Annotated in this window: 12 protein-coding genes and 2 pseudogenes; 7 read left to right on the forward strand and 7 right to left on the reverse strand. The window is 67.3% G+C overall.

What is annotated here, in order from left to right:
• Positions 1 to 431: 431 nt before the first annotated feature.
• On the forward strand, positions 432 to 1,808 hold the full coding sequence (locus OHB09_RS04245) for an IS1380 family transposase (RefSeq protein WP_328729893.1): 1,377 nt from the start codon (positions 432 to 434) through the stop codon (positions 1,806 to 1,808).
• A gap of 451 nt (positions 1,809 to 2,259) precedes the next feature.
• Here OHB09_RS04245 and OHB09_RS04250 read toward each other — a convergent pair.
• From OHB09_RS04250 to OHB09_RS04260, 3 genes and pseudogenes are all read right to left on the reverse strand, one after another.
• Positions 2,260 to 2,769 (reverse strand): annotated as a pseudogene (locus OHB09_RS04250) (ATP-binding protein); the annotation flags it as partial.
• A 38-nt stretch (positions 2,770 to 2,807) separates the two neighbouring features.
• On the reverse strand, positions 2,808 to 7,724 hold the full coding sequence (locus OHB09_RS04255; RefSeq protein WP_319117293.1) for a trypsin-like serine peptidase: 4,917 nt from the start codon (positions 7,722 to 7,724) through the stop codon (positions 2,808 to 2,810).
• A gap of 43 nt (positions 7,725 to 7,767) precedes the next feature.
• Complete coding sequence (locus tag OHB09_RS04260) at positions 7,768 to 8,121, reverse strand: trypco2 family protein (protein ID WP_069919158.1); 354 nt, start codon at positions 8,119 to 8,121, stop codon at positions 7,768 to 7,770.
• A gap of 426 nt (positions 8,122 to 8,547) precedes the next feature.
• On the opposite strand from OHB09_RS04260, the gene OHB09_RS04265 reads away from it, so the two are divergent.
• Positions 8,548 to 8,862 carry a hypothetical protein gene (locus OHB09_RS04265; protein ID WP_319117295.1) on the forward strand — a complete coding sequence of 105 codons (315 nt, stop codon included), beginning with the start codon at positions 8,548 to 8,550 and terminating at the stop codon, positions 8,860 to 8,862.
• Positions 8,863 to 8,968: 106 nt separating this feature from the next.
• On the opposite strand, the pseudogene OHB09_RS04270 reads toward OHB09_RS04265, so the two are convergent.
• Positions 8,969 to 9,505, reverse strand: a pseudogene (locus tag OHB09_RS04270) (transposase); the annotation flags it as partial.
• 679 nt (positions 9,506 to 10,184) lie between these two features.
• Here OHB09_RS04270 and OHB09_RS04275 point away from each other — a divergent pair.
• Positions 10,185 to 10,394, forward strand: a complete 210-nt coding sequence (locus tag OHB09_RS04275) for a hypothetical protein (protein WP_328921626.1) — start codon at positions 10,185 to 10,187, stop codon at positions 10,392 to 10,394.
• 280 nt (positions 10,395 to 10,674) lie between these two features.
• Here OHB09_RS04275 and OHB09_RS04280 read toward each other — a convergent pair whose 3' ends face one another.
• Positions 10,675 to 11,058 (reverse strand): hypothetical protein, encoded by a 384-nt coding sequence (locus OHB09_RS04280; protein WP_191889629.1) that lies wholly within the window; start codon positions 11,056 to 11,058, stop codon positions 10,675 to 10,677.
• Positions 11,059 to 11,238: 180 nt separating this feature from the next.
• A complete protein-coding gene (locus OHB09_RS04285) occupies positions 11,239 to 12,681 on the reverse strand; it encodes a DEAD/DEAH box helicase (protein WP_407077308.1) in 1,443 nt (480 codons plus the stop codon).
• Positions 12,682 to 13,353: 672 nt separating this feature from the next.
• On the opposite strand from OHB09_RS04285, the gene OHB09_RS04290 reads away from it, so the two are divergent.
• Complete coding sequence (locus OHB09_RS04290; RefSeq protein ID WP_006144284.1) at positions 13,354 to 14,319, forward strand: glycoside hydrolase family 6 protein; 966 nt, start codon at positions 13,354 to 13,356, stop codon at positions 14,317 to 14,319.
• Between the two features lie 129 nt (positions 14,320 to 14,448).
• Here the strand turns inward: OHB09_RS04290 and OHB09_RS04295 are convergent, their stop codons facing one another.
• Positions 14,449 to 15,471: a LacI family DNA-binding transcriptional regulator gene (locus OHB09_RS04295; RefSeq protein WP_167795113.1), complete on the reverse strand. Its 1,023-nt coding sequence runs from the start codon at positions 15,469 to 15,471 to the stop codon at positions 14,449 to 14,451.
• Between the two features lie 515 nt (positions 15,472 to 15,986).
• Between OHB09_RS04295 and OHB09_RS04300 the strand changes: the two genes are divergently transcribed.
• Genes OHB09_RS04300 through OHB09_RS04310 form a run of 3 tightly spaced genes read left to right on the forward strand, consistent with a single transcriptional unit; the run spans position 15,987 to position 19,091 of the window.
• Positions 15,987 to 17,294 carry an extracellular solute-binding protein gene (locus OHB09_RS04300; RefSeq protein WP_328922990.1) on the forward strand — a complete coding sequence of 436 codons (1,308 nt, stop codon included), beginning with the start codon at positions 15,987 to 15,989 and terminating at the stop codon, positions 17,292 to 17,294.
• Positions 17,291 to 18,193 (forward strand): carbohydrate ABC transporter permease, encoded by a 903-nt coding sequence (locus tag OHB09_RS04305; RefSeq protein ID WP_006144281.1) that lies wholly within the window; start codon positions 17,291 to 17,293, stop codon positions 18,191 to 18,193. Before OHB09_RS04300 ends, OHB09_RS04305 begins: the two co-directional genes overlap by 4 nt.
• 1 nt (position 18,194) lies before the next feature.
• Positions 18,195 to 19,091 carry a carbohydrate ABC transporter permease gene (locus tag OHB09_RS04310; protein ID WP_006144280.1) on the forward strand — a complete coding sequence of 299 codons (897 nt, stop codon included), beginning with the start codon at positions 18,195 to 18,197 and terminating at the stop codon, positions 19,089 to 19,091.

A 19,091-nucleotide genomic window follows, 5' to 3' on the forward strand; every position in this document is an offset into this window, starting at 1 on the left:
GGAGGGCCGACACCGTCAGGCCAATTCACGGGGCAGCGAGCCTGAGGCAGCTCAGCTGGGCGAATGCCCTTCTCAGCTCCCAAGCGGTTCACCATGGCCCTTTCCGCCAGCCCTCACGCGGCGCGTGACCGTCCGTCTCTCACCTGCGGAAACAGCCCCGGTCACGCCAAGCGGAGCTCTGCCGACGAATGGCGAAAAGCAGCGGAAGCGCACTCACAGCCATAGTGCGCCGGCGCCGCCCTTTCGTTCCCATACCCAGGGCCAGGCTCGGGTGGCTCGGCGAAGGATTGCCGGCGAGGGCGGCCTTAGCCTCGCGCTTTCATGAAGCGTGGTGTCCGACGGGTGGTCAGACAAACGAAAAGTGCCTCTGACCAGCAAGAATGAGGATTGTCGAGGTCCTTGTTCCTGCCGCCGCCGGAGGCACTTCCCAGGTGAAGAAGCGTATCGGTTCCTATCCGCGTGTCCGCATCGAGGGCGGTGGCCGGGCGGTGGTCTCGCAGGCGGGTGGCGTCCTGCTGGTGGAGACGGCCCGGAAGACAGGGCTGGACCAGGCGATATCGGCGGCTCTGGCACCGTGGCGCAAAGCGCGGGCGGTGCACGATCCGGGGAAGATCCTGCTGGATGTGGCCCTGGCGGTCGCGTTCGGCGGGGACTGCCTGGCCGATGTGGGCATGCTGCGGTCCGAGCCGGCTGTGTTCGGTCCGGTGGCCTCCGATCCCACCGTCTCCCGCCTCATCGATGCCCTCGCCTCGGGCGGGCCGAAGGCCCTGGCGGCGATCCGCACCGCACGGGCCCATGTCCGCGAACACGTCTGGAATCTGGCCGGGCAGGCGGCACCGGACGCCGGCGGACAGGTGATCGTGGACATCGACGGGGTGCTCGTGCTGGCCCACTCCGAGAAGCAGGACGCCGCCGCGACCTGGAAGAAGACCTTCGGACACCACCCGCTGATGGCCTTCGTCGACCACGGCCGGGGCGGCAGCGGAGAGCCGGCCGCCGCTCTGCTGCGGCCCGGCAACGCGGGAAGCAACACCGCCGCCGACCACATCACCACCGCCCAACTCGCCCTGGCCCAGCTGCCCAAGAAGTACCGGCGTGGACGACAGACACTGATCCGGACCGACTCCGGTGGCGGCACCCACGAGTTCGTGGCCTGGCTCGCGAAGCCGGGCCGGTGGCTGTCGTACTCGGTCGGCATGACCATCACCGACGCCATCCACGCCGCGGTGCTCCGTATCCCGGCCACCGCATGGACGGTCGCCGTCGAGCCGGGCGGCGAGATCCGCGACGGCGCCTGGGTGGCCGAACTCGACGGCGACTGCCTCAAGGGCTGGCCGGCGGGGATGCGGCTGATCGTGCGCAAGGAACGCCCTCATCCGGGCGCCCAGTTGCGCTTCACCGACGCCGACGGAATGCGGCTGACCTGCTTCGCCACCAACACCAAGGACATGCCGATCGGCGCCCTCGAACTGCGCCACCGCCAGCGCGCCAGAGCCGAGGACCGCATCCGCGCCGCCCGTGCCACCGGCCTGCGCAACCTCCCCCTGCACGACGCCGCACAGAACCAGATCTGGCTGGAGATCGTCCAGATCGCCCTCGACTTGCTCGCCTGGATGCCGATGCTCGCCCTGACCGGCCCCGCCCGGCTGTGGGAACCCCGACGGCTCCGCCTGCGACTGTTCTCCACCGCCGCCCAGCTCGTCACCACCGGACGCCGCCGCATCCTCCGCCTCGCCCGCCACTGGCCCTGGACCCACCTGATCACCGACGCCCTGGCCCGGCTCGACACCCTCCCGAACCCCGGCTGACCAGCACCTTCCCGTCCCTGCGAACAGCACCCCCTGCCGGAGCCGTGGAACCCGGCGCCCACCCGACGCGACAGCCGGGCCACCGGCATGCTCACCACCGCCCCAACACGCCGAAACGGCCCGCCAGTTGGACTGACGAGCCGTCATGAAATGCCGAGGTTAGGGAAGATGCACCACCGGCTCTCCTGAGGGTTGAGCCAGCAGGTGCCGGCGGGGATGAAGACGTGCCGGATTCGGCGGTGGTCCTCGAGCCAGGTGCGGGTGAACACGCTGTTGTGCGAGGACAGGTTATCCGTGATCACATAGATGTCCCCGATGGGATTGGCAGTCCCGTTTTTTCCTTGCTACGTCTGTCAAGGGACAGTCGGAATTCCCCGCTCGCGGACAGTTGATCTCCCCACTGGTGGACGTTGAAAGTCCCCGGTAAACAGTTGATCTCCCCGCTTGCGGGTCAGCCGAGCGGGACGACGCCTCGTCCGGTGGTCGCCTCGGCGAGGCGGTGGCTGTCGCCCTGCGTGACGACGACGTGGGCGTGATGCAAGAGCCGGTCGACGGTCGCGGTGGCGAGGGTCTTCGGCATGATCTCGTCGAATCCAGACGGATGAAGGTTGCTGCTGACGGCCAGACTTCGACGTTCGTAGGCCGCATCGACCAGACGGTAGAAGCCCTCGGCGGCGTCCGGCGAGACGGGCAGGAGTCCGATGTCGTCAACGATGATCAAATCGGTCCGGGTGATCCGACTGATGGCCTTCGATACGGAGTCGTCGACGCGGTGACGGCGGATCAGAGCCCCGAGGTCCTCGATGGTGAACCAGGCGACCGTCATCCCGGCGTCGACGGCGGACTGGCCGAGAGCCTCGCTGAAGTGCGACTTCCCGGTCCCGGAAGGACCGACGACGCAGAGGTTCTCGCGTCGGTCGACTCATTCCAGGGTCCGCAGCGCCGACTGGGTGGGGACCGGACGAAGACTCAAGAGAGGACGGGCAGGAATCTGAGGCATCACCTGCTGTACGGCGCCAGTCCCTCGTTGCCGGCGACGACCAAGGAGTCGACGAGCATCTGCCATTCATCCAACTTACCGAGCTCCTCGGCCGTTGTGCGAATTTCCTTGAGCCAACTATCCGAAAACCACGACTGCTTGACCGTGACACGCCCATCTTGAATGCACAGGTCAGAGACCCAGGGCACACCGCGGGTGACTTGCACTTCCTCCGGGAGCTTTCGCAGGATGCTGATAAGCGCGTCGACGGGCTTGACCTCGCCTCGAGCGGCAGGCAGCCAATCGTCAATCACCTCAACAAGGTCGTCAGCGCGGACCCAGTCAATGGGTTCACCGACGACCTCGTTGTACAGCCCCTGCGTCCAAGGAAGAGGATCCGGCAGTAGGGCAGCGGCGGCCCAGTCCCCCCAGTGGTGGTCGCGATAGGGGCTCGGGTCATCACTCAGGTAGCCAATGGCATGGCGCAGCAACGACGGCCAGACACCTCGGGCAGCCTCGGCCAAGCGGTCGTTCTCTGCACCTGCCGCGGCAAGACCGTGGAGAAAATTCGACATCAACTGTGCACCTGCGCGAAGGGCATCGAGGTGCTCGAGCAACGGTCTGATGTCGCCGTTCTTCGCGAACCCTTCGAGCAGGGCCCGTGCGGCGATAAGGGTGTGCGTCCCGCGGTCGTCCGCGGACCAGCCCTCGCTCTCTTGCACGACCATGGCGCGTCGCTCGACGTCGAGGAGCGCGGCGAGGAGCGCGGCTGCCTCGTCAGTGCAACAGTGGTCTGTCGACGCGGCTGCGCCGAGGCCGCGAATGGCTGCATCGAGAACCGCGATCCTGACGGAGTCACCCGGTAGTTCCTGGAGGCGTTCGGCAACGTCGCCAGCAATCTGGATATTCGGCCGTCTTTGGCCGCTTTGGTCCCACGGACCGATTTCTGCGCCACGGGCGGTCTCAAGCAACCAGTTCAATGCGGTCGGGTGGATGCAAGGGTTGAAGTGGCATGGGCCCCTCCAGACGACATCGCATCCACGTGCCAGGTACAGCCGGGTCTCCATAGGCGCCTTGCCTGCCATCGCAAGACCGGCTTCGGCAACATCTTCGATCGAGCCACCAGCCGCTTCCAGCGGTGCGGCCAGGGCGGGTGTGAGGAACGCCGGCACGGCTTGAGCCACCGCTCGGTCGGCGCCAAGATCGAAGAACTGGCCCTCGTGGTGTTGGCCCTCGGTCTCCTGGAACGACAATGCGATGCCGATGACAAGATCGGTTGCGAATTGTGCTTCGTCGCCAAGCGCCTCCATATCACCAGCAGCGGCTCGTTCGATCGCTGCTCGAGTGACGTGGGCAACGGCGTCCAAATCCCGGGGCGGCATTTGATCTCCGTCGGACTCCAGCAGGGCACGGCCTGCCGCCAGATCCGCGGCGATCTCTGCCGATGGGGGCGGCACGTACTCGGTGTCGTGCTTGACCGATCCCCAATACCGGTTCTTCAGCCGCGTGCTGGTCTGCAGGGCTTCCTGGTAAGCCGTGTGCGCTTCTTGTGCGGCTCGCAGCTCAGGCGGCGGCTCGACCTCGATGTGGACTGCATCGCCGTGCTGTTTAACCCGGTATTGATCCGAATCCAGACTGGCAGCCCAGTTCTTCGTAAGCTCTTGGCTGTATCCCAAACGGTCGCCATTCTCGACAAGCTGTTTGGCGACTTTCTTCAAATCCTGGACACGCCCCTGCCCACCATGCACCATAAGCCACATGGCTACCTCGCGCGGTGTCCAACGGCGACGTTCGAGGTTCGCGAGCCCTTCGGTTGTTGCACGCAGCCCTGAATACTCACTCGTCGTGCGACCGAACTCCAAGTCCCACACAACCGGTTCGGCGAGGAACAGGTCGAGTTCGGTGCCGACTTTCTCGATGTGGCGCGCGAGCAGACCAAATAGCATCCCCGGAACCGCGAGGTTCTCGCAGCCATGCAGGAGTACCTCAACGACCCTTTTTGTTGACACGCCCTGACTCAACCACATATCGGCAAGGCGCTCCATCGCCTGGAGCGCGCTCATCGCCGAATATGGGCCGACCGACGTACCCCGGTACCAGCTCCAAACATGACTGTCGCCGACATACAAGCGGGAAGTGCCATGTATGTTCAGAATCGCACCGCGGTCTTCTCCCTCTCCATTCTCCGCCTCACCATCGGCACCCTCGCCGCCACCATCAAAAGGATCAGTAAATACATAGGGCGGGCTAGGCCGCGACAACATTGCTACGCGCGCCCGCGCACCGCTATTCAGGATGCCATTCAACACCCGCACCGAGGTCGGCACTGATGCTGTCTGGAATAGCTGCCAGAACCCACCGAAGTAGTACTGGAAGAAAGGTACTCCGAAACCTCTCCAGCGCCCCTGATGCCCTCGGACACCCTCATCTCGGTGCCAGCTTGTTTCGTCGTCGATGTAGTAGGCCATCATCAACGCCGCCAATAGCTCCGGGTCCTTCTGCGCCAAGGCTCGGGCACTCAATGGCGCGTCCGCGGCCGGAGCCAGGAACGCTGGTGCATCGTCCGCGATGGCCCGAAGGCACGCTTCGATGGCATCATCAATGTCCGGACCGAGCAAGGCCAACGTTTCGACGAAATTCTCCCTCGTCAGGTGGTAGTCCAGCTCACGTCGGCGTCGACGGCGTTGCAAGATTCGTCCGGACGGCACGTCCGCTCCGGTTTTGCGTAGAGAAAACGAGTTCCAGTAGGCAAGGAGACGGCCTCGAAGGCGGATTCGCAGCTCGTCGCCGGCCGGAATGTTTGCCAGGGACAGAGCTTGCAGCCAGTCCGCGAGCAGTTCGAACGACTCTTCCGACACATCCCAGGGCTTTTTTTCATCGAGAAGAATCTGGACAACAGGGTTAGTGATGAGATGGTCGACCAGCCCGTTGACCTTATGCCTCTGCTGAACAACTCGAACCACGTCGCCGAGCACCAGGTCGACCGACTGATCCTCGCACGCGGACTTTAGGCATTCGTACGCGAATGGCGTCTCCAAAACCGCCTCTACCGGAACGTCAGACCACCGGGGGCCGTGCGCTACCGCGAATACCTGCAAGCGTGAGTGCAGTTCGATGAACATCCGAACGGGTCGAGTGTCTGGTGCTTTCAGTAGCCCCTTGCAGGCAAGTGTGGCGGCCGACAGTGCCCACCGGGGCGCCCCCGCTGCCTGCAGCAACTCGGTCGGGCTCTGACTACGGACGAGAAGGATGGCGGTCGCGTACCGCCGGACTTCGTCGTGCGCGAAGTCCGGCTGGTTCCGGTACCGGCTCGCCGGCGCGAGCAGATGATCACGGCGCAGCGCGTCGACTGCTGCGGCATCGACGCCTGCGAGGGGCCGATGCCCCTCGGGCAGCTTCATGGTCGCTGCGGCTACCGCAAGCAGTGTCTGTTCGCGTGCCTCCGCCGATCCGACACCGGGCCGTCCGTCGCCGCGAACAACCCTGCTCCACACGAGATCAAGGCATTCCCACTCACCCAGCGCGCTGTCCGGCTCCGTCCCGGTCCGAGCCAGAAGGTCCAGCACGACAGGTCTGCGCAGCAGCGAGTTCGCAGGCAGGTCTCGCAGGACTGCACGCAGAAGCTGAAAATGTCCCGAGACGACCGAGATATCCTCATCTCCCAGCGGCGACATCTCGAAAGACGAAACGGACTTCGCGAACCCCAGCTCGACCTGCTCCCGTACGTAACCCAGTGCCACGTCAGACGTGACCGCGACGAGCCCAACACCGGCCGCAGCCGCTGCCAGCACCAGATCGCTCAAGAGGCCAGCGGACCGCTCCAGAGCAGCATCAGCCGCGTCGATGACCAAGACCCGAGACGGTGCCGATGCCTCTGCGAGCACGTCCTCCAGCGACATCCCAAGGGCAGCTCGCAGCTCCAAGCTGGACTGCGGCAAACTCCGGAAGTTCACCACCACCCCTTGGAACCCGGCAGGGTCTACGGCTTCCAGCTCGGCGACGGCCGACAGCGTCAGCGCACTCTTGCCGATGCCCGACTCGCCGGATACCAACAGAGCCGAAGCACGAGTACCGGCCTCGCGCAGGGCCTCAGCGAGTTGCTCGCGGCGGTCGGCGAATGAGATCACGACCGGACCACCGGATGACTCATCACCGATGGCGGTCCGAACGCCGGACGTAGCGAGCTTGCGTTGTTCAGCGAGCACCGACCACGCGTGTCGGCTTCGTGTCGCGGTCGCCTCGTCGGCGGTGACGTCGTCGGCTGTGTTCCGGGTGCTGGGGAAGCCATGCTCGGTCAGCAGGGTGGTGAATCCTGGGTCGGTGAGGAGCAGGTAGATGGGTTCGGCGGTGAGGCGTCGTTCGCCCATGCCGGTGCCGTATTCGACGGCGACGCCGACGAGGTGTCCGTTGGTGAAGATGGCGGTGCCGGAGGCGCCGGCCCAAGGACGTTCCTTCTGCTGTGTGGCGGCGGGCCAGACGCGGCAGTCGAGGACCCAGCGTCTGCCAGCGGTGGTCAGGGGGGCGAGTTCGCCGCGGAGGCTCTCGTACTGGACGCCGCCGCCCGAGAGGGTGGAGAACGCCGGAACCCCGATCCCGGCATAGGCCAGCGGAGCATCGCCCTGGGGTCGGCCCCAGGGCACGGCCGTCGTGTGGCCTTCGTCTGCGTCCTGGTCCAGAAGCAGCAGCGCGACGTCCGGCACCCCGGCGCTATCCGGGTCGAGGTCCGGGGCTGGCCAGATGACCGTCGCGGTGCGTTTGCGAAGCCCGGAGTCCGCGCGAGGATGCCCGACCCAGACGGTCGCACCGGACGCGCGGACACCGTCGTCGTGGACGACGTGGAGCGCGGTCAGCACCAGCCGGGGCCCGATGAGATACCCCGAACCCGACCCGCCCACCGGCTGGTCAGGCTTGATGTACGTCGTTCTCTGCGCGTCCACTGTCGTTCTCCCGCTACGCCCGCGCCTCCACGTTTGTAACTACTCAGGCGTCGCCGCCAGGCGGGACATCAGCCCTCGGCTCCCCGCCAGGCGTCTCGTGCCGGCGGATGCGAGCGGGCTGTCCGCCCAGGGCCTCGTCGCGGACGTTCAGCGTCAACGTCAACGTCTGCCGCTGCGTGCTCCCACCCCCACCTCCGGCCTCCACTGCACCCTTGGTGCCGAAGGCGCCGACTTCGACGTTGACCTTGCCGTTGCCGTCCTTGCGGAACTCGACCTCAAGACAGAGTTCGGCCTGCTCGACCTCGAACCTGAACTGCTCGTTGCCACCGGTATCAGCGGCTTTGTACAGCTCTTCGCGGAGTTCTGCCAGCGCCTCGGACAGCGTTACCTTTGCCACGATTCCCCCTCCAACGGCCCTGCGGACGGTGTGCTCGACCGGCCTGAAGCGCAGCTTTCCTGACGAGACCCCGCCTGCGCATGGGAACCGCGAAATCCCAGACCACACCACCGAGGCTGCTTCGCCATGGTACGGAACGTCGGTCTGGAATGTACTGGGAAGGCACAGTTCGGAGCAGGGAAGAATCTGTAGCGCCATACGGCCCAGGTGTGTCCAGTCAGGCCCACCCCCCGTACTAGGCTCGCCAGCCCCATCTCTGGTAGCGCTCCCACCTGCCAAGGTCTGAAGGAGGCCACAAAGCAGGACTCTGCAGGCTGCTGAGTGACTTTCAGGCCAGGTGTCCGTCACCATCCGCTTGAGATGGTTGGGGCTGCACTGCGCCCCACAGCCAGAATCGACAGACTGCTGAGGGTGGAGGAGGGGACAGTGCCGGATTTCGGGACGGTGCTCGGCGGTATCGCCCGCGGGGTCGCGGCGGTCGGCCGGTTGGCGTGGGCCGTGGCGACCTCGCCGACGACCGCGAGCGAGTACGACGCTGAAATGCAGATAGACCGGCTGTCGCAGTTCATCCAAGACGAGGTGCCAGAAGAACTGCACGGCCGGGCATGGGGCCTGGTTGTCGACGAGCTGCGTCGAGTCGACACGGAAATCGAGCGGATGGTGGAGGAAGCCAAGGTCGAAGAACAGGCAGCCACCGACGAAGACTCACATCCAGGGAGCGGTGGGCCAGGAAGAGGCTAGCGTTCTGGCCGAGGCGGCCCGTATGGCGAACCCAGCCCGGGGGTGCTGCGTCGCCGACGGGGAGGAGGCCCTGGCGGTGACGCGTAGTGGCCAAGGCGGCGGCGTCCTCAGCCGTTCTGCCTGGCACCGAGCCGCCCCGCATGCCGTGTGGATCCTGCAGACGGGATGAGCGTGTCGAGGATGCGCTGGTAATCGGCACATCTTCGTCCTCCTGCCCGGTTTGTTCGCCGCAGCCACCCCCTTTGACCTGGCCTTCTCCGCCTCGGCGGCAGCCTTCTCCGAAGCGGTGAGGACCTCCTCGTCCAGGTGCATCCCGGCCGCGTCATGATGGGCCCGGACGGTGGTGGAGTCGATGCTGACCAGGGACAGGTCCACCTCGCCCCGCTTCGCGGCCTCCACGACCAGGCCCTCCATCAAGGCCTCGAAGACTCCGGCGTCACGCCACTGTCGGAACCGGTTGTGGACCGTCGACCAGGCGCCGAACTCCGCCGGCATCTCCCGCCACTGCCCGCCCGTCTTGAACCGCCAGATCACGCCCTCGAACTGCTGCCGCAGCCGCTCGGGGTATGGGGCCGTAGTCGCCGATCGGAAGGTACGGCCCGATGAACTCCCACTCCACATCCGTCAGTTGCACTCGCATCACCCAAGAAGGTCTACCCGTTCAGGCCCCGCCGCGCAGATTGATCACGACCCAATACGCTCCCTCACTCCTGCCGAGCAGAACAACCACGCCTCTCCGGTAGCGGCACGATGGGCGCGTGCACACGACGCTCTGGAGCGGGCGATCAAGCGCGACCTACAGGATGAACCGTGAGTGGTCAGGCTGGCCGATCAACTGCACTACACGGGGCGCGGGCTGGTGACCGGCATCGCTGCTTCCATGGCCGAGCCGGTGGTCGTGACCTACGACGGACGCGAGGGGATCGATCTGCCGTGGCCGGCACAGTACCTCCTCTGGACCCAATATCCAGGCGGTGCCCGCCAAGCCGGCCCCAGCCGACACCGCCTGACGACAGTCCCCGGCTCTTCACCCTCCTCGACGGTCTCTCGCGCCGCTCCCTGCGAGTGATCGGCGACACCGAATGGCACGACTCGCCGGCCGTGTACCAAGAAGCCATCGACAACGCTCCCAAGGCCGCGTTTTCGCCCGACGCCCACTGCTGGTGGAACACCAGAGCAGCCGGCCGGCTCCCCCACCTCCTGTCCATCGCACGCGCAGACGCCGCCTCCGCACAACAACAGGCACAGCGCGCCCAGGCACCTTGGTGGTAAGACGACTACAGCCTCGGGCCCAGCCGGCGAGCGCAGCAGACGTGCAGCACATGGATCACTCCCAGAACTTCCCATCCCACGCCAGCTTCTCCGTCAGGGACCAGACAGGACCAAGATCCGGACCAATTCCGGACCAGCCCCCGCCTCGGGGCCGCACCAACCCCCGTTTCCCCTGGTCAGCGTGGGTACAGCTGCTGTACTACCAGCAGACGAAGAACCTGCTGGTCTCGTACGCGCCGAAGAAGCTGGGCTTCTTCTAGACATACATGAGAAGGCGCCTGACCCACCCGGCCCGGGGCCACCCGTCGGGCGCCTTCGCTCAGCCCCTCGGCCCAGCCTGGCTCGGGCGCTGACTCGCGCTTCCCCTCCACGACCGCGGCCCTTTGACACGTCGGCCACTGCCACGGCCTCCGCCCAACGCCTCCGCCTCCGTCCAACACCTGCGCCTGCGCCTGCGCCTGCGCCTGCGCAAGACGGTCCGACGTCCGTCCGGTCGCTCCGAGTGACGTGACAGGGCGTCAGCGTCATGCGCTCCCGTGGCTAGCCGAAGATGAGTTCGACGTCCTCGTTCACACAGAACCGCAGGACAGTGACCAATTGGCTGACGTCTTCGATGTGCCGTCGGTGGGCGGGGTCGTTGTCGTCGGTGAGATCGTCGTTGAGAAGTGCTTCGAGCCGGGGCAACATGCCCGCGCATTGGGTGGGCGCGAGGTCGGGGCCGTCGTCGTCGGGGTGGTGGAGCAGTGGTGCCAACGTGGTCGAGACGCTGTGCCACCGGCGATCTCCGCCGAAGCCGTCCATCTCGTCGAGTGCGAACCCCTCAGCGCGGGCCGGCCACTCCCTGAACATGCCGAAGCCCGTGTAGGACCAGGAGACGTCGGGGCTCGTCACATCGCCGTCGCCCGGGAAGAGCGTCAGTCCCACGTCGTCTCCCTCGCTCAGTGTCAGGACGAGACGCAGGTAGGGGAAGTGGCAACTGCGTTACTCCCCGGATGCTCGTGCGCTCGCGGCAGTGGAGCCGAAGGGGACGGCTCGGTTCACTGGTGAGCCACGATGCGCCACTCCCCCTTGTCCGGCTGAGGTGTTGCCCGAGGTGCGCCGGGCTCAGCCGCCGCGTCGTATCCGGGCCGCCTTGCGGGCCTCCGCGAGTGTGCGAGCCTCGTTGGTCTTGCGGGACTTTCTGCCGCCGGTGCCGGCGGTCCTGGTGTCGTCCTTGGCGCTGCCCAGGCCTCGGAAGGGCTTGTTGTGGTTCTTGGGGCCCGTCGCGGCCGCTGTGCGGTCGAGGGGCTTGCCGGAGGGGGTCCTGGCGCCGGTGATCCGGCTCAGTACCGCCTCACCGGACCGCACCTTGGTGACCTCGGGGGTGACGCCGGCGTCCGTCATGACCTGGCTGGTCTCGCGGCGCTGTCCGGACAGGACGAGGGTCACGACGGTGCCGGAGCGGCCGGCGCGTGCCGTGCGGCCCGCGCGGTGCAGGTAGTCCTTCGGGTCGGTGGCCGGGTCGACGTTGATCACGAGGTCGAGGTCGTCGATGTGCAGGCCGCGCGCGGCGACGTTCGTGGCCACCAGGGCGGTGATCCCCCCGTCCTTGAACCGGGCCAGGGTCCCGGTGCGCTGAGGCTGGGACTTGCCGCTGTGCAGGGCGGCGGCGGCCACGCCGTTGGCCCGCAGGTGCCGTGTGAGCTGGTCGACGCCGTGCTTGGTGTCCAGGAACAGCAGGACGCGGCCGTCCCGGGCGGCGATCTCCGTGGTGACGGCGTACCGGTCGGGGCCGTGGACGAGGAAGACGTGGTGGTCGATCGCGGCGACGGCGCCGGACGAGGGGTCCACGGAGTGGACGGCGGGCTCGCGCAGGTAGACCCGCACCAGGTGGTCCACGTCGCGGTCGAGGGTGGCGGAGAACAGCATCCGCTGCCCGTCACCGCGCACCTGGTCCAGGACTCCGGTGACCTGCGGCAGGAAGCCCAGGTCGCTCATCCGGTCGGCCTCGTCCACGACGGCGATGCGCACGCGTCCCAGGCGGCAGCCGTTGCGCTCGACGAGGTCGTGGAGCCGGCCCGGGGTGGCGACGACGATCTCGGCGCCGTCCCGGAGCGCGGCGGCCTGCCGTCCGAGGGACACTCCCCCGACGACGGTCGCCAGGCGCAGCCCCAGCGCCTCGGCGTAGGGGGTGAGGGCCTCGCCGACCTGCTGTGCGAGTTCCCTGGTCGGCACGAGCACGAGGGCCAGCGGCTCCTTGGGCTGTGCGCGCCGTCCGGCGGTCCGGGCGAGCATGCCCAGGCCGAAGGCGAGGGTCTTGCCGGATCCGGTGCGGCCGCGGCCGAGGACGTCCCGCCCGGCGAGTGCGTCCGGCAGTGCCGCGGCCTGGATGGGGAAGGGCACGGTCACGCCGTGGTCGTCGAGCACCCGCAGCAGCGCGGGCGGCAGTCCCAGCTCCGCGAAGGACGGCGTGGTGCTCGTCACCGAAACGGCCTGCGGTGTCGTCGCGGACCCGAGGTCCTGGGGTCCGGCGCCGGCACGTGCCGGATCGTTGGCTGAATCGCTCAAGGGGGGTTCTTCTCCGAAGGGACCGGGGGCCGTACCGAAGGAGGCGCGGCGGGGACGCGTCACCGGTCGGGGCACCCCCTCGGGGCACCGGGACAGCGACTGCAAACGGACGACGTTAGCACGGACTCGCCGTCCGCGTTTCCCTGGCCGTGTTCCTCCGGCCCCGGACGGAAAAGGAGGAAGGCCCGCGTTCCCGCATTCCCGTCCCCTGCTCGCCCAGCCCGCGGCTCGGCGCTTTCCCGTCACGCTTTTCACGCTTCGCCTTGACCTCCACCCCCACCTTCAAGCTTCACTTTCACGCCTTTCCCTCACGCCTCTCCGTCAGGTGCGTGAAAGGGGGCAGGTCAGCGGCGGTGACGGGGCCGTCATGGTCACGCGTTCGGTACCTGTTTCGGCTCCCATTCGGCGGGGCCGGAAATCGCGCGTAATGCGGTCCATTACCGCCTCCCGACGTCGGCGCGCAATGGTGTGAAGCCGGAGCCCGTCGAATGTTTCGGTGATCCGGAAGAGTGCTGCGCGGAGGGTTGACGAGGCGCGAGGGCTTTCTATCATCCAAGGTGCCACATCATGGGAGCGCTCCCAAGGCTCGTCGTACCACCGCACTTCCCCCCAGCGCGTCACACGTTCGGGACGAGCGTGCGACGCACCCCGCGATGAGAACGAGGTCCTGTCATGCGCCGCAGACTCCGCGCCCTGGCCGCAGCACTGCTCGCCCTGCCGCTCGCGTTCGCCGCCGCACCCTCCGCCCACGCCGCCGATCCGACCACCATGACCAATGGGTTCTATGTGGATCCCGGCTCCAGCGCGAAGAACTGGGTGGCCGCCAATCCGGGTGACGGCCGGGCCGGTGCGATCAACTCCTCGATCGCCAACACCCCCATGGCCCGCTGGTTCGGTTCCTGGAGCGGGACGATCGGCACCGCGACGGGCGCCTACGTCGGGGCGGCGGACAACCAGGACAAGCTGCCGATCCTGGTCGCCTACAACATCTACAACCGCGACTACTGCGGCGGGCACTCCGCCGGAGGGGCCTCTTCGCCGTCCGCGTACGCCGACTGGATCGCCCAGTTCGCCGGCGGGATCGCGAGCCGCCCGGCCGTCGTCGTCCTGGAGCCGGACTCCCTCGGGGACTACGGCTGCATGAACCAGGGGCAGATCGACGAGCGCGAGGCCATGCTCAGCGGCGCCCTCGGCCAGTTCGCCCGGCAGGCCCCCAACACCTGGGTCTACATGGACGCCGGCAACCCGGGGTGGACCGACGCGGCAACGATGGCCCGGCGCCTCCACGAGGCGGGCCTCCGTCAGGCGCACGGCTTCTCGCTCAACGTCTCGAACTACTTCACCACCGCCGAGAACACCGCCTACGGCAATGCCGTGAACCGCGAACTGAGCGCCCGCTACGGCTACACCAAGCCGTTCGTCGTGGACACCAGTCGCAATGGCAACGGAGCGAACGGGCAGTGGTGCAATCCCTCGGGCCGCCGCATCGGCACGCCCACTCAGAAGGGAGGGGGCGCCGAGATGCTGCTGTGGATCAAGACCCCGGGTGAGTCGGACGGCAACTGCGGCGTCGGATCCGGCTCCTCCGCCGGGCAGTTCCTGCCCGAGGTGGCCTACAAGATGGTCTACGGCTACTGAGGCATGGTCCACGGCCACCGAGGCACGGGCCTCCGCCCGGTCGTGACGACGCCCGGCCTCCCGCCGGTCGGCCCGCCGCACCGCGGCCGGCCGACCGGCGGACGTCCTCGCGGCCACGGCTCCTCGCGGCTACGGCTCCTCGCGGGGCGGTGCCGTGGAGGTGCGGACGACGAGGGCGGTGGCGAGTTCGATGTGATGGGACTCGATCGTCTCGCCGTTGGCCAGCCGGAGGGCGGTGCGCAGGGCCGCGCCGCCCATCTCCCGCAGCGGCTGGCGCACGGTGGTCAGAGGTGGTGAGGCCATCTCGGCCAGGCTGGTGTCGTCGAAGCCGACCACGCTGAGGTCCTCGGGCACGCGCATGCCCCGGGCGCGGGCGGCCTCGATGACGCCGACGGCGATGTCGTCGTTGCCCGCGAAGACCGCCGTGGGTGGTTCCGGGAGGTCCAGGAGCCCGGCGGCGCCGTGCAGCCCCGTCGCGTAGGTGAATTCGCCGGGGCGGACGTAACTCTCGGGCACCTTCGCCCCCTCCGCCTCCATGGCCGCGCGGTAGCCGTGCATGCGGGCCTGGTTGCAGACGGCCATGCTGGGCCCGCCGAGGTAGGCGATCCGGCGGTGGCCCAAGGAGAGCAGGTGCCGGGTTGCGGTCAGGCCGCCGGCGAAGTTGGTCGCCCCGACGCTGTGGACGCGGCTGTCCGGAAGGTGCAGGGGGTCGAGGACGACCAGGGGCAGTCCGGACCGGGCGAGTTCGTTCAGGTGTGCGGCGGTGTACACACTGGTGACCGCGATGACGGCGCGGCGTCCGGCGGCGACCAGGTCCCGGGCCCAGTGCGGGGCGTGGGTGGCCTTGCTGACCACCACGGTGGCGCCGAGTTCGGCGGCGGAGTCGATGATGCCTTCGAGGGTCTCGGCGACGTACGACCTGAGGCCGCCCTGGAACTGGACCTCAATGGTGGGGATGTCGACGGGTTCGGCCTCGGAGTGGCGGAACACGGGCGCGAGGTACTGGTGCTGGTGCAGGAGTTCCTGCACGCGCGTGCGGGTGTGCGGGGCCACGTCCCCGCGGCCGTTGACCACCTTGGACACGGTCGCGACGGATACTCCGGCCGCTCGGGCGATGTCCGCCAAAGTGGTGCGCCTGGCGTTCGGTCGCATCGGTTCCTCTCCGCTGTACGTCCACCCGTGCCGGTGATCCGCTCCTGTGCGTCCACCCCTGTGGCGATCCGCCGGCCGAGCCGGCGGCGGGGGTGCAACCGACCAACCGTACGGCAAGCCCGCCCCGGGCCCGCCGGGGAGGCCCAGGCCGGCTCCGGTGTGCGCCACCCGGGCCTCCCCGGCCGCTCCGGTCGCCCCGGCCGGGCGTCCAGGGCCTCCGCAACCGCGGGTGCGGCCCGTCGGAACCGGAGGTGCGGCCTGTCGGCGCCCCGGCATCGTAACCCACCCTCTACCAGCATGTTTCGAAAAGTTTCGGACTTGAATGGAAGCTCTCGCGGGGTGATTTGTGAGGATAAAAACCGGTTGACACAAGGAGATAACGCCACTGCACACGTCTTGACAGGGCTTCGGCCCGAAACCTAATTTGCACGCACAGAGCTCGGGCAAGGCTGTTTCGAAAACCTTTCACCATGACTCACGAGAAGCCGCTGGCTCTCGAGTGCGGAGAAAAAGACATGGCGATCTCCCGACGTACCCTCCTTGGTCTGGCCGCCGGCGTACCGGTCTCCGCGGCACTGGCGGGCTGCGGCTCCTCCGGTCCCGGATCGGGCACGGGGGCCACGTACTGGTACCTCAACGGTCAGCCGCAGGAAGGCGTGCGAGCCGGGGCGGTGGACGCGTTCAACAAGGCCAACTCCAAGACGCAGATCAAGGACACGACCTTCCAGAACGACGCCTACAAGACGAAGATCAAGACCGCCATCGGCGCCGGCAAGGCACCCACCATCATCTGGGGCTGGGGCGGCGGCACGCTGCGCACCTACGTGGAGGCGGGGCAGGTCGAGGACCTCACCTCGTGGTTCGACCAGCACTCCGACGTCAAGAAGCGGCTGTTCCCCTCCTCCTTCGGCGCGGCGACCGTCGACGGCAAGATCTACGCGATGCCGTGCGAGACGGTGCAGCCGATCATCCTCTTCTACAACAGGAGGGTCTTCGAGAAGATCGGCGCGGAACCGCCGAAGTCGTGGGACGACATCATGTCGCTGGTCCCCAAGTTCCTCGCGAAGGACATAGCGCCGTTCTCCCTGGGCGGTCAGTCACGCTGGACGAACATGATGTGGCTGGAATTCCTGTTCGACCGCATCGGCGGTGCGGAGCTGTTCCAGTCGATCATCGAGGGCGAGAAGAACGCCTGGTCCCAGCCGGATGCCATCAAGGCGCTGACCAAGGTGCAGGATCTGGTCAGGGCACACGGGTTCGTCAAGGGCTTCTCGTCGATCACCGCGGACTCCAATGCCGACCAGGCGCTGCTGTACACGGACAAGGCCGCGATGATGCTGCACGGCGCCTGGTCGTACGGCATCCAGAAGAACGACGGCAAGAAGTTCGTGCCCAGCGGGGCGCTGGGGTACATGACCTTCCCGCCGGTGGAGGGCGGCAAGGGCGATCCGAGCGACACGGTCGGCAACCCCGCCCAGTACCTGTCGATCTCCTCGAAGGCGAGCGCCGAGCAGAAGAAGGTGGCCAAGGACTACTTCGCCACGGGCGTCCTCCAGGACGAGGAGGTGAAGAAGTGGATCGACAACGGGTCGGTGCCGATCCGGCTGGGCACGGAGAAGCTGCTGGCCTCCTCCGAGAGTGCCGACTTCCTGAAGTTCACCTATGACATCGCCAGCAAGGCGAAGGTGTTCGCGCAGTCCTGGGACCAGGCGCTCAGCCCGACGGCGGCCGAGACGCTGCTGGACAACATCGTGAAGCTGTTCCAGCTGTCGGTCTCACCGAAGCAGTTCGCCGACAACCTCAACGCGGTCACCAGCAAATGAGCGCGGTCACCAGCCGTCCACCGCGTCACGAACAGCGCAACGTCCTGCCGTGGCTGGTGATGCCGGCCCTGCTGATGTTCCTCGGCTTCGCCGTGCTCCCGCTCGTCGGGGTGTTCGCGCTGAGCTTCACCACGTGGGACGGCATCGGCGCCATCCACGCCACGGGACTGACCAGTTGGCGCAAGGTGCTGAGCGATCCCGGCCTGCCGCACGCCCTGTGGGTGACCTTCCTGGTGATGGCCGTGTCCTGGGCGGTCCAGACACCGGCGAGCATCCTGATCGGCGTGTTCCTGGCGGGCCGCCAGCGTTACCGGGCGGTGCTGGGCGTGGTGTACTTCATCCCGCTCATGCTCAGCTCCGCCGCGATCGCCATCGCGTACAAGGCACTGCTGAACCCGAACTTCGGTCTCGGAGCCGGGCTCGACATCGATCTGCTCAGCCAGGACTGGCTGGGTCGGCCCGGGCTGGCGTTCGGAGTGATCATCTTCGTCGTGTCCTGGCAGTTCGTCCCGTTCCACTCCCTGATCTACCAGGGCGGTGTGCAGCAGATCCCGAAGTCGCTGTACGAAGCCGCGCAGTTGGACGGGGCGGGGCGGGTCCGGCAGTTCTTCAGCATCACGCTGCCGCAGCTGAAGTACACGATCATCACCTCGTCGACTCTGATGGTGGTCGGGTCGCTGACCTTCTTCGACCTGATCTTCGTGCTGACCGAGGGCGGACCCGGCGACGCCACCCGGGTCCTGGCACTGGACATGTACAAGCGCGGGTTCCAGGCGAGCCTGATGGGACCGGCCAGCGTCATCGCGGTCATCCTGGTCCTGGTGGGTCTGCTCCTGGCCCTGCTGCTGCGCCGGCTCGGCGGCCGGGACGCCGGGGCGAGCCAACTCGAGGGAGTCTGACGTGACCACCACGCTGCCCGAGCAGCGACGCCCGCAGAAGTCCGCCCCTCGCGAGCGGCAGCCCGTCTCCTCCCGGCCCCGCCGCCGGCTCAACTGGCTCGGCGGTGGCGCGGGCTGGCTGTGGCTGATCGTCGTCGCCGTACCCCTGTACTGGTCCTTCATCACCAGTTTCAAGCAGCAGAGCAACTACTACGACAGCAATCCGCTGGTGCCCTCCGGGGATCCGACCCTGGACAACTACCGGATGGTCGTCGAGTCGGACTTCCTCCGCTACTTCCTGAACAGTGTCGTGGTCACCGCCGGCGCCGTGATTCCGGCGGTGCTGGTGTCCTTCATGGCCGCCTACGCGATCGTGCGCGGATGGCGCATGCGCTTCCTCCGCGCGGTCAACGGCCTGTTCCTGATGGGCCTGGCCATTCCGCTGCAGGCGACGATCATCCCGATCTATCTGATCATCATCAAGCTGCATCTGTACGACAACCTGCTGGCGCTGATCCTTCCGTCGATCGCCTTCGCCATCCCGCTGTCCGTGCTGGTGCTCGCCAACTTCATCCGTGACGTGCCCAAGGAGCTGTTCGACTCGATGCGGGTCGACGGTGCCACCGAGTGGACGACCCTGTGGCGGCTGGCGGCGCCGCTCACCCGGCCGGCGATCGTCACCGTGTCCATCTTCAACGCACTGACGATCTGGAACGGGTTCCTGCTGCCGCTGGTCCTCACCCAGAGTCCCGAGCAGCGGACGCTGCCGCTCGCGCTGTGGAACTTCCAGGGCCAGTACGGGGTCAACGTTCCCGCCGTTCTCGCGGCCGTCGTCCTCACCACCCTGCCCGTCCTGATCCTGTACGCGTTCGGCCGCCGCCAGTTGCTGAGCGGTCTGACCGCCGGATTCAGTCGTTGA

The organism is Streptomyces griseoaurantiacus (genome assembly GCF_036189845.1).
Lineage (GTDB): Bacteria > Actinomycetota > Actinomycetes > Streptomycetales > Streptomycetaceae > Streptomyces > Streptomyces griseoaurantiacus.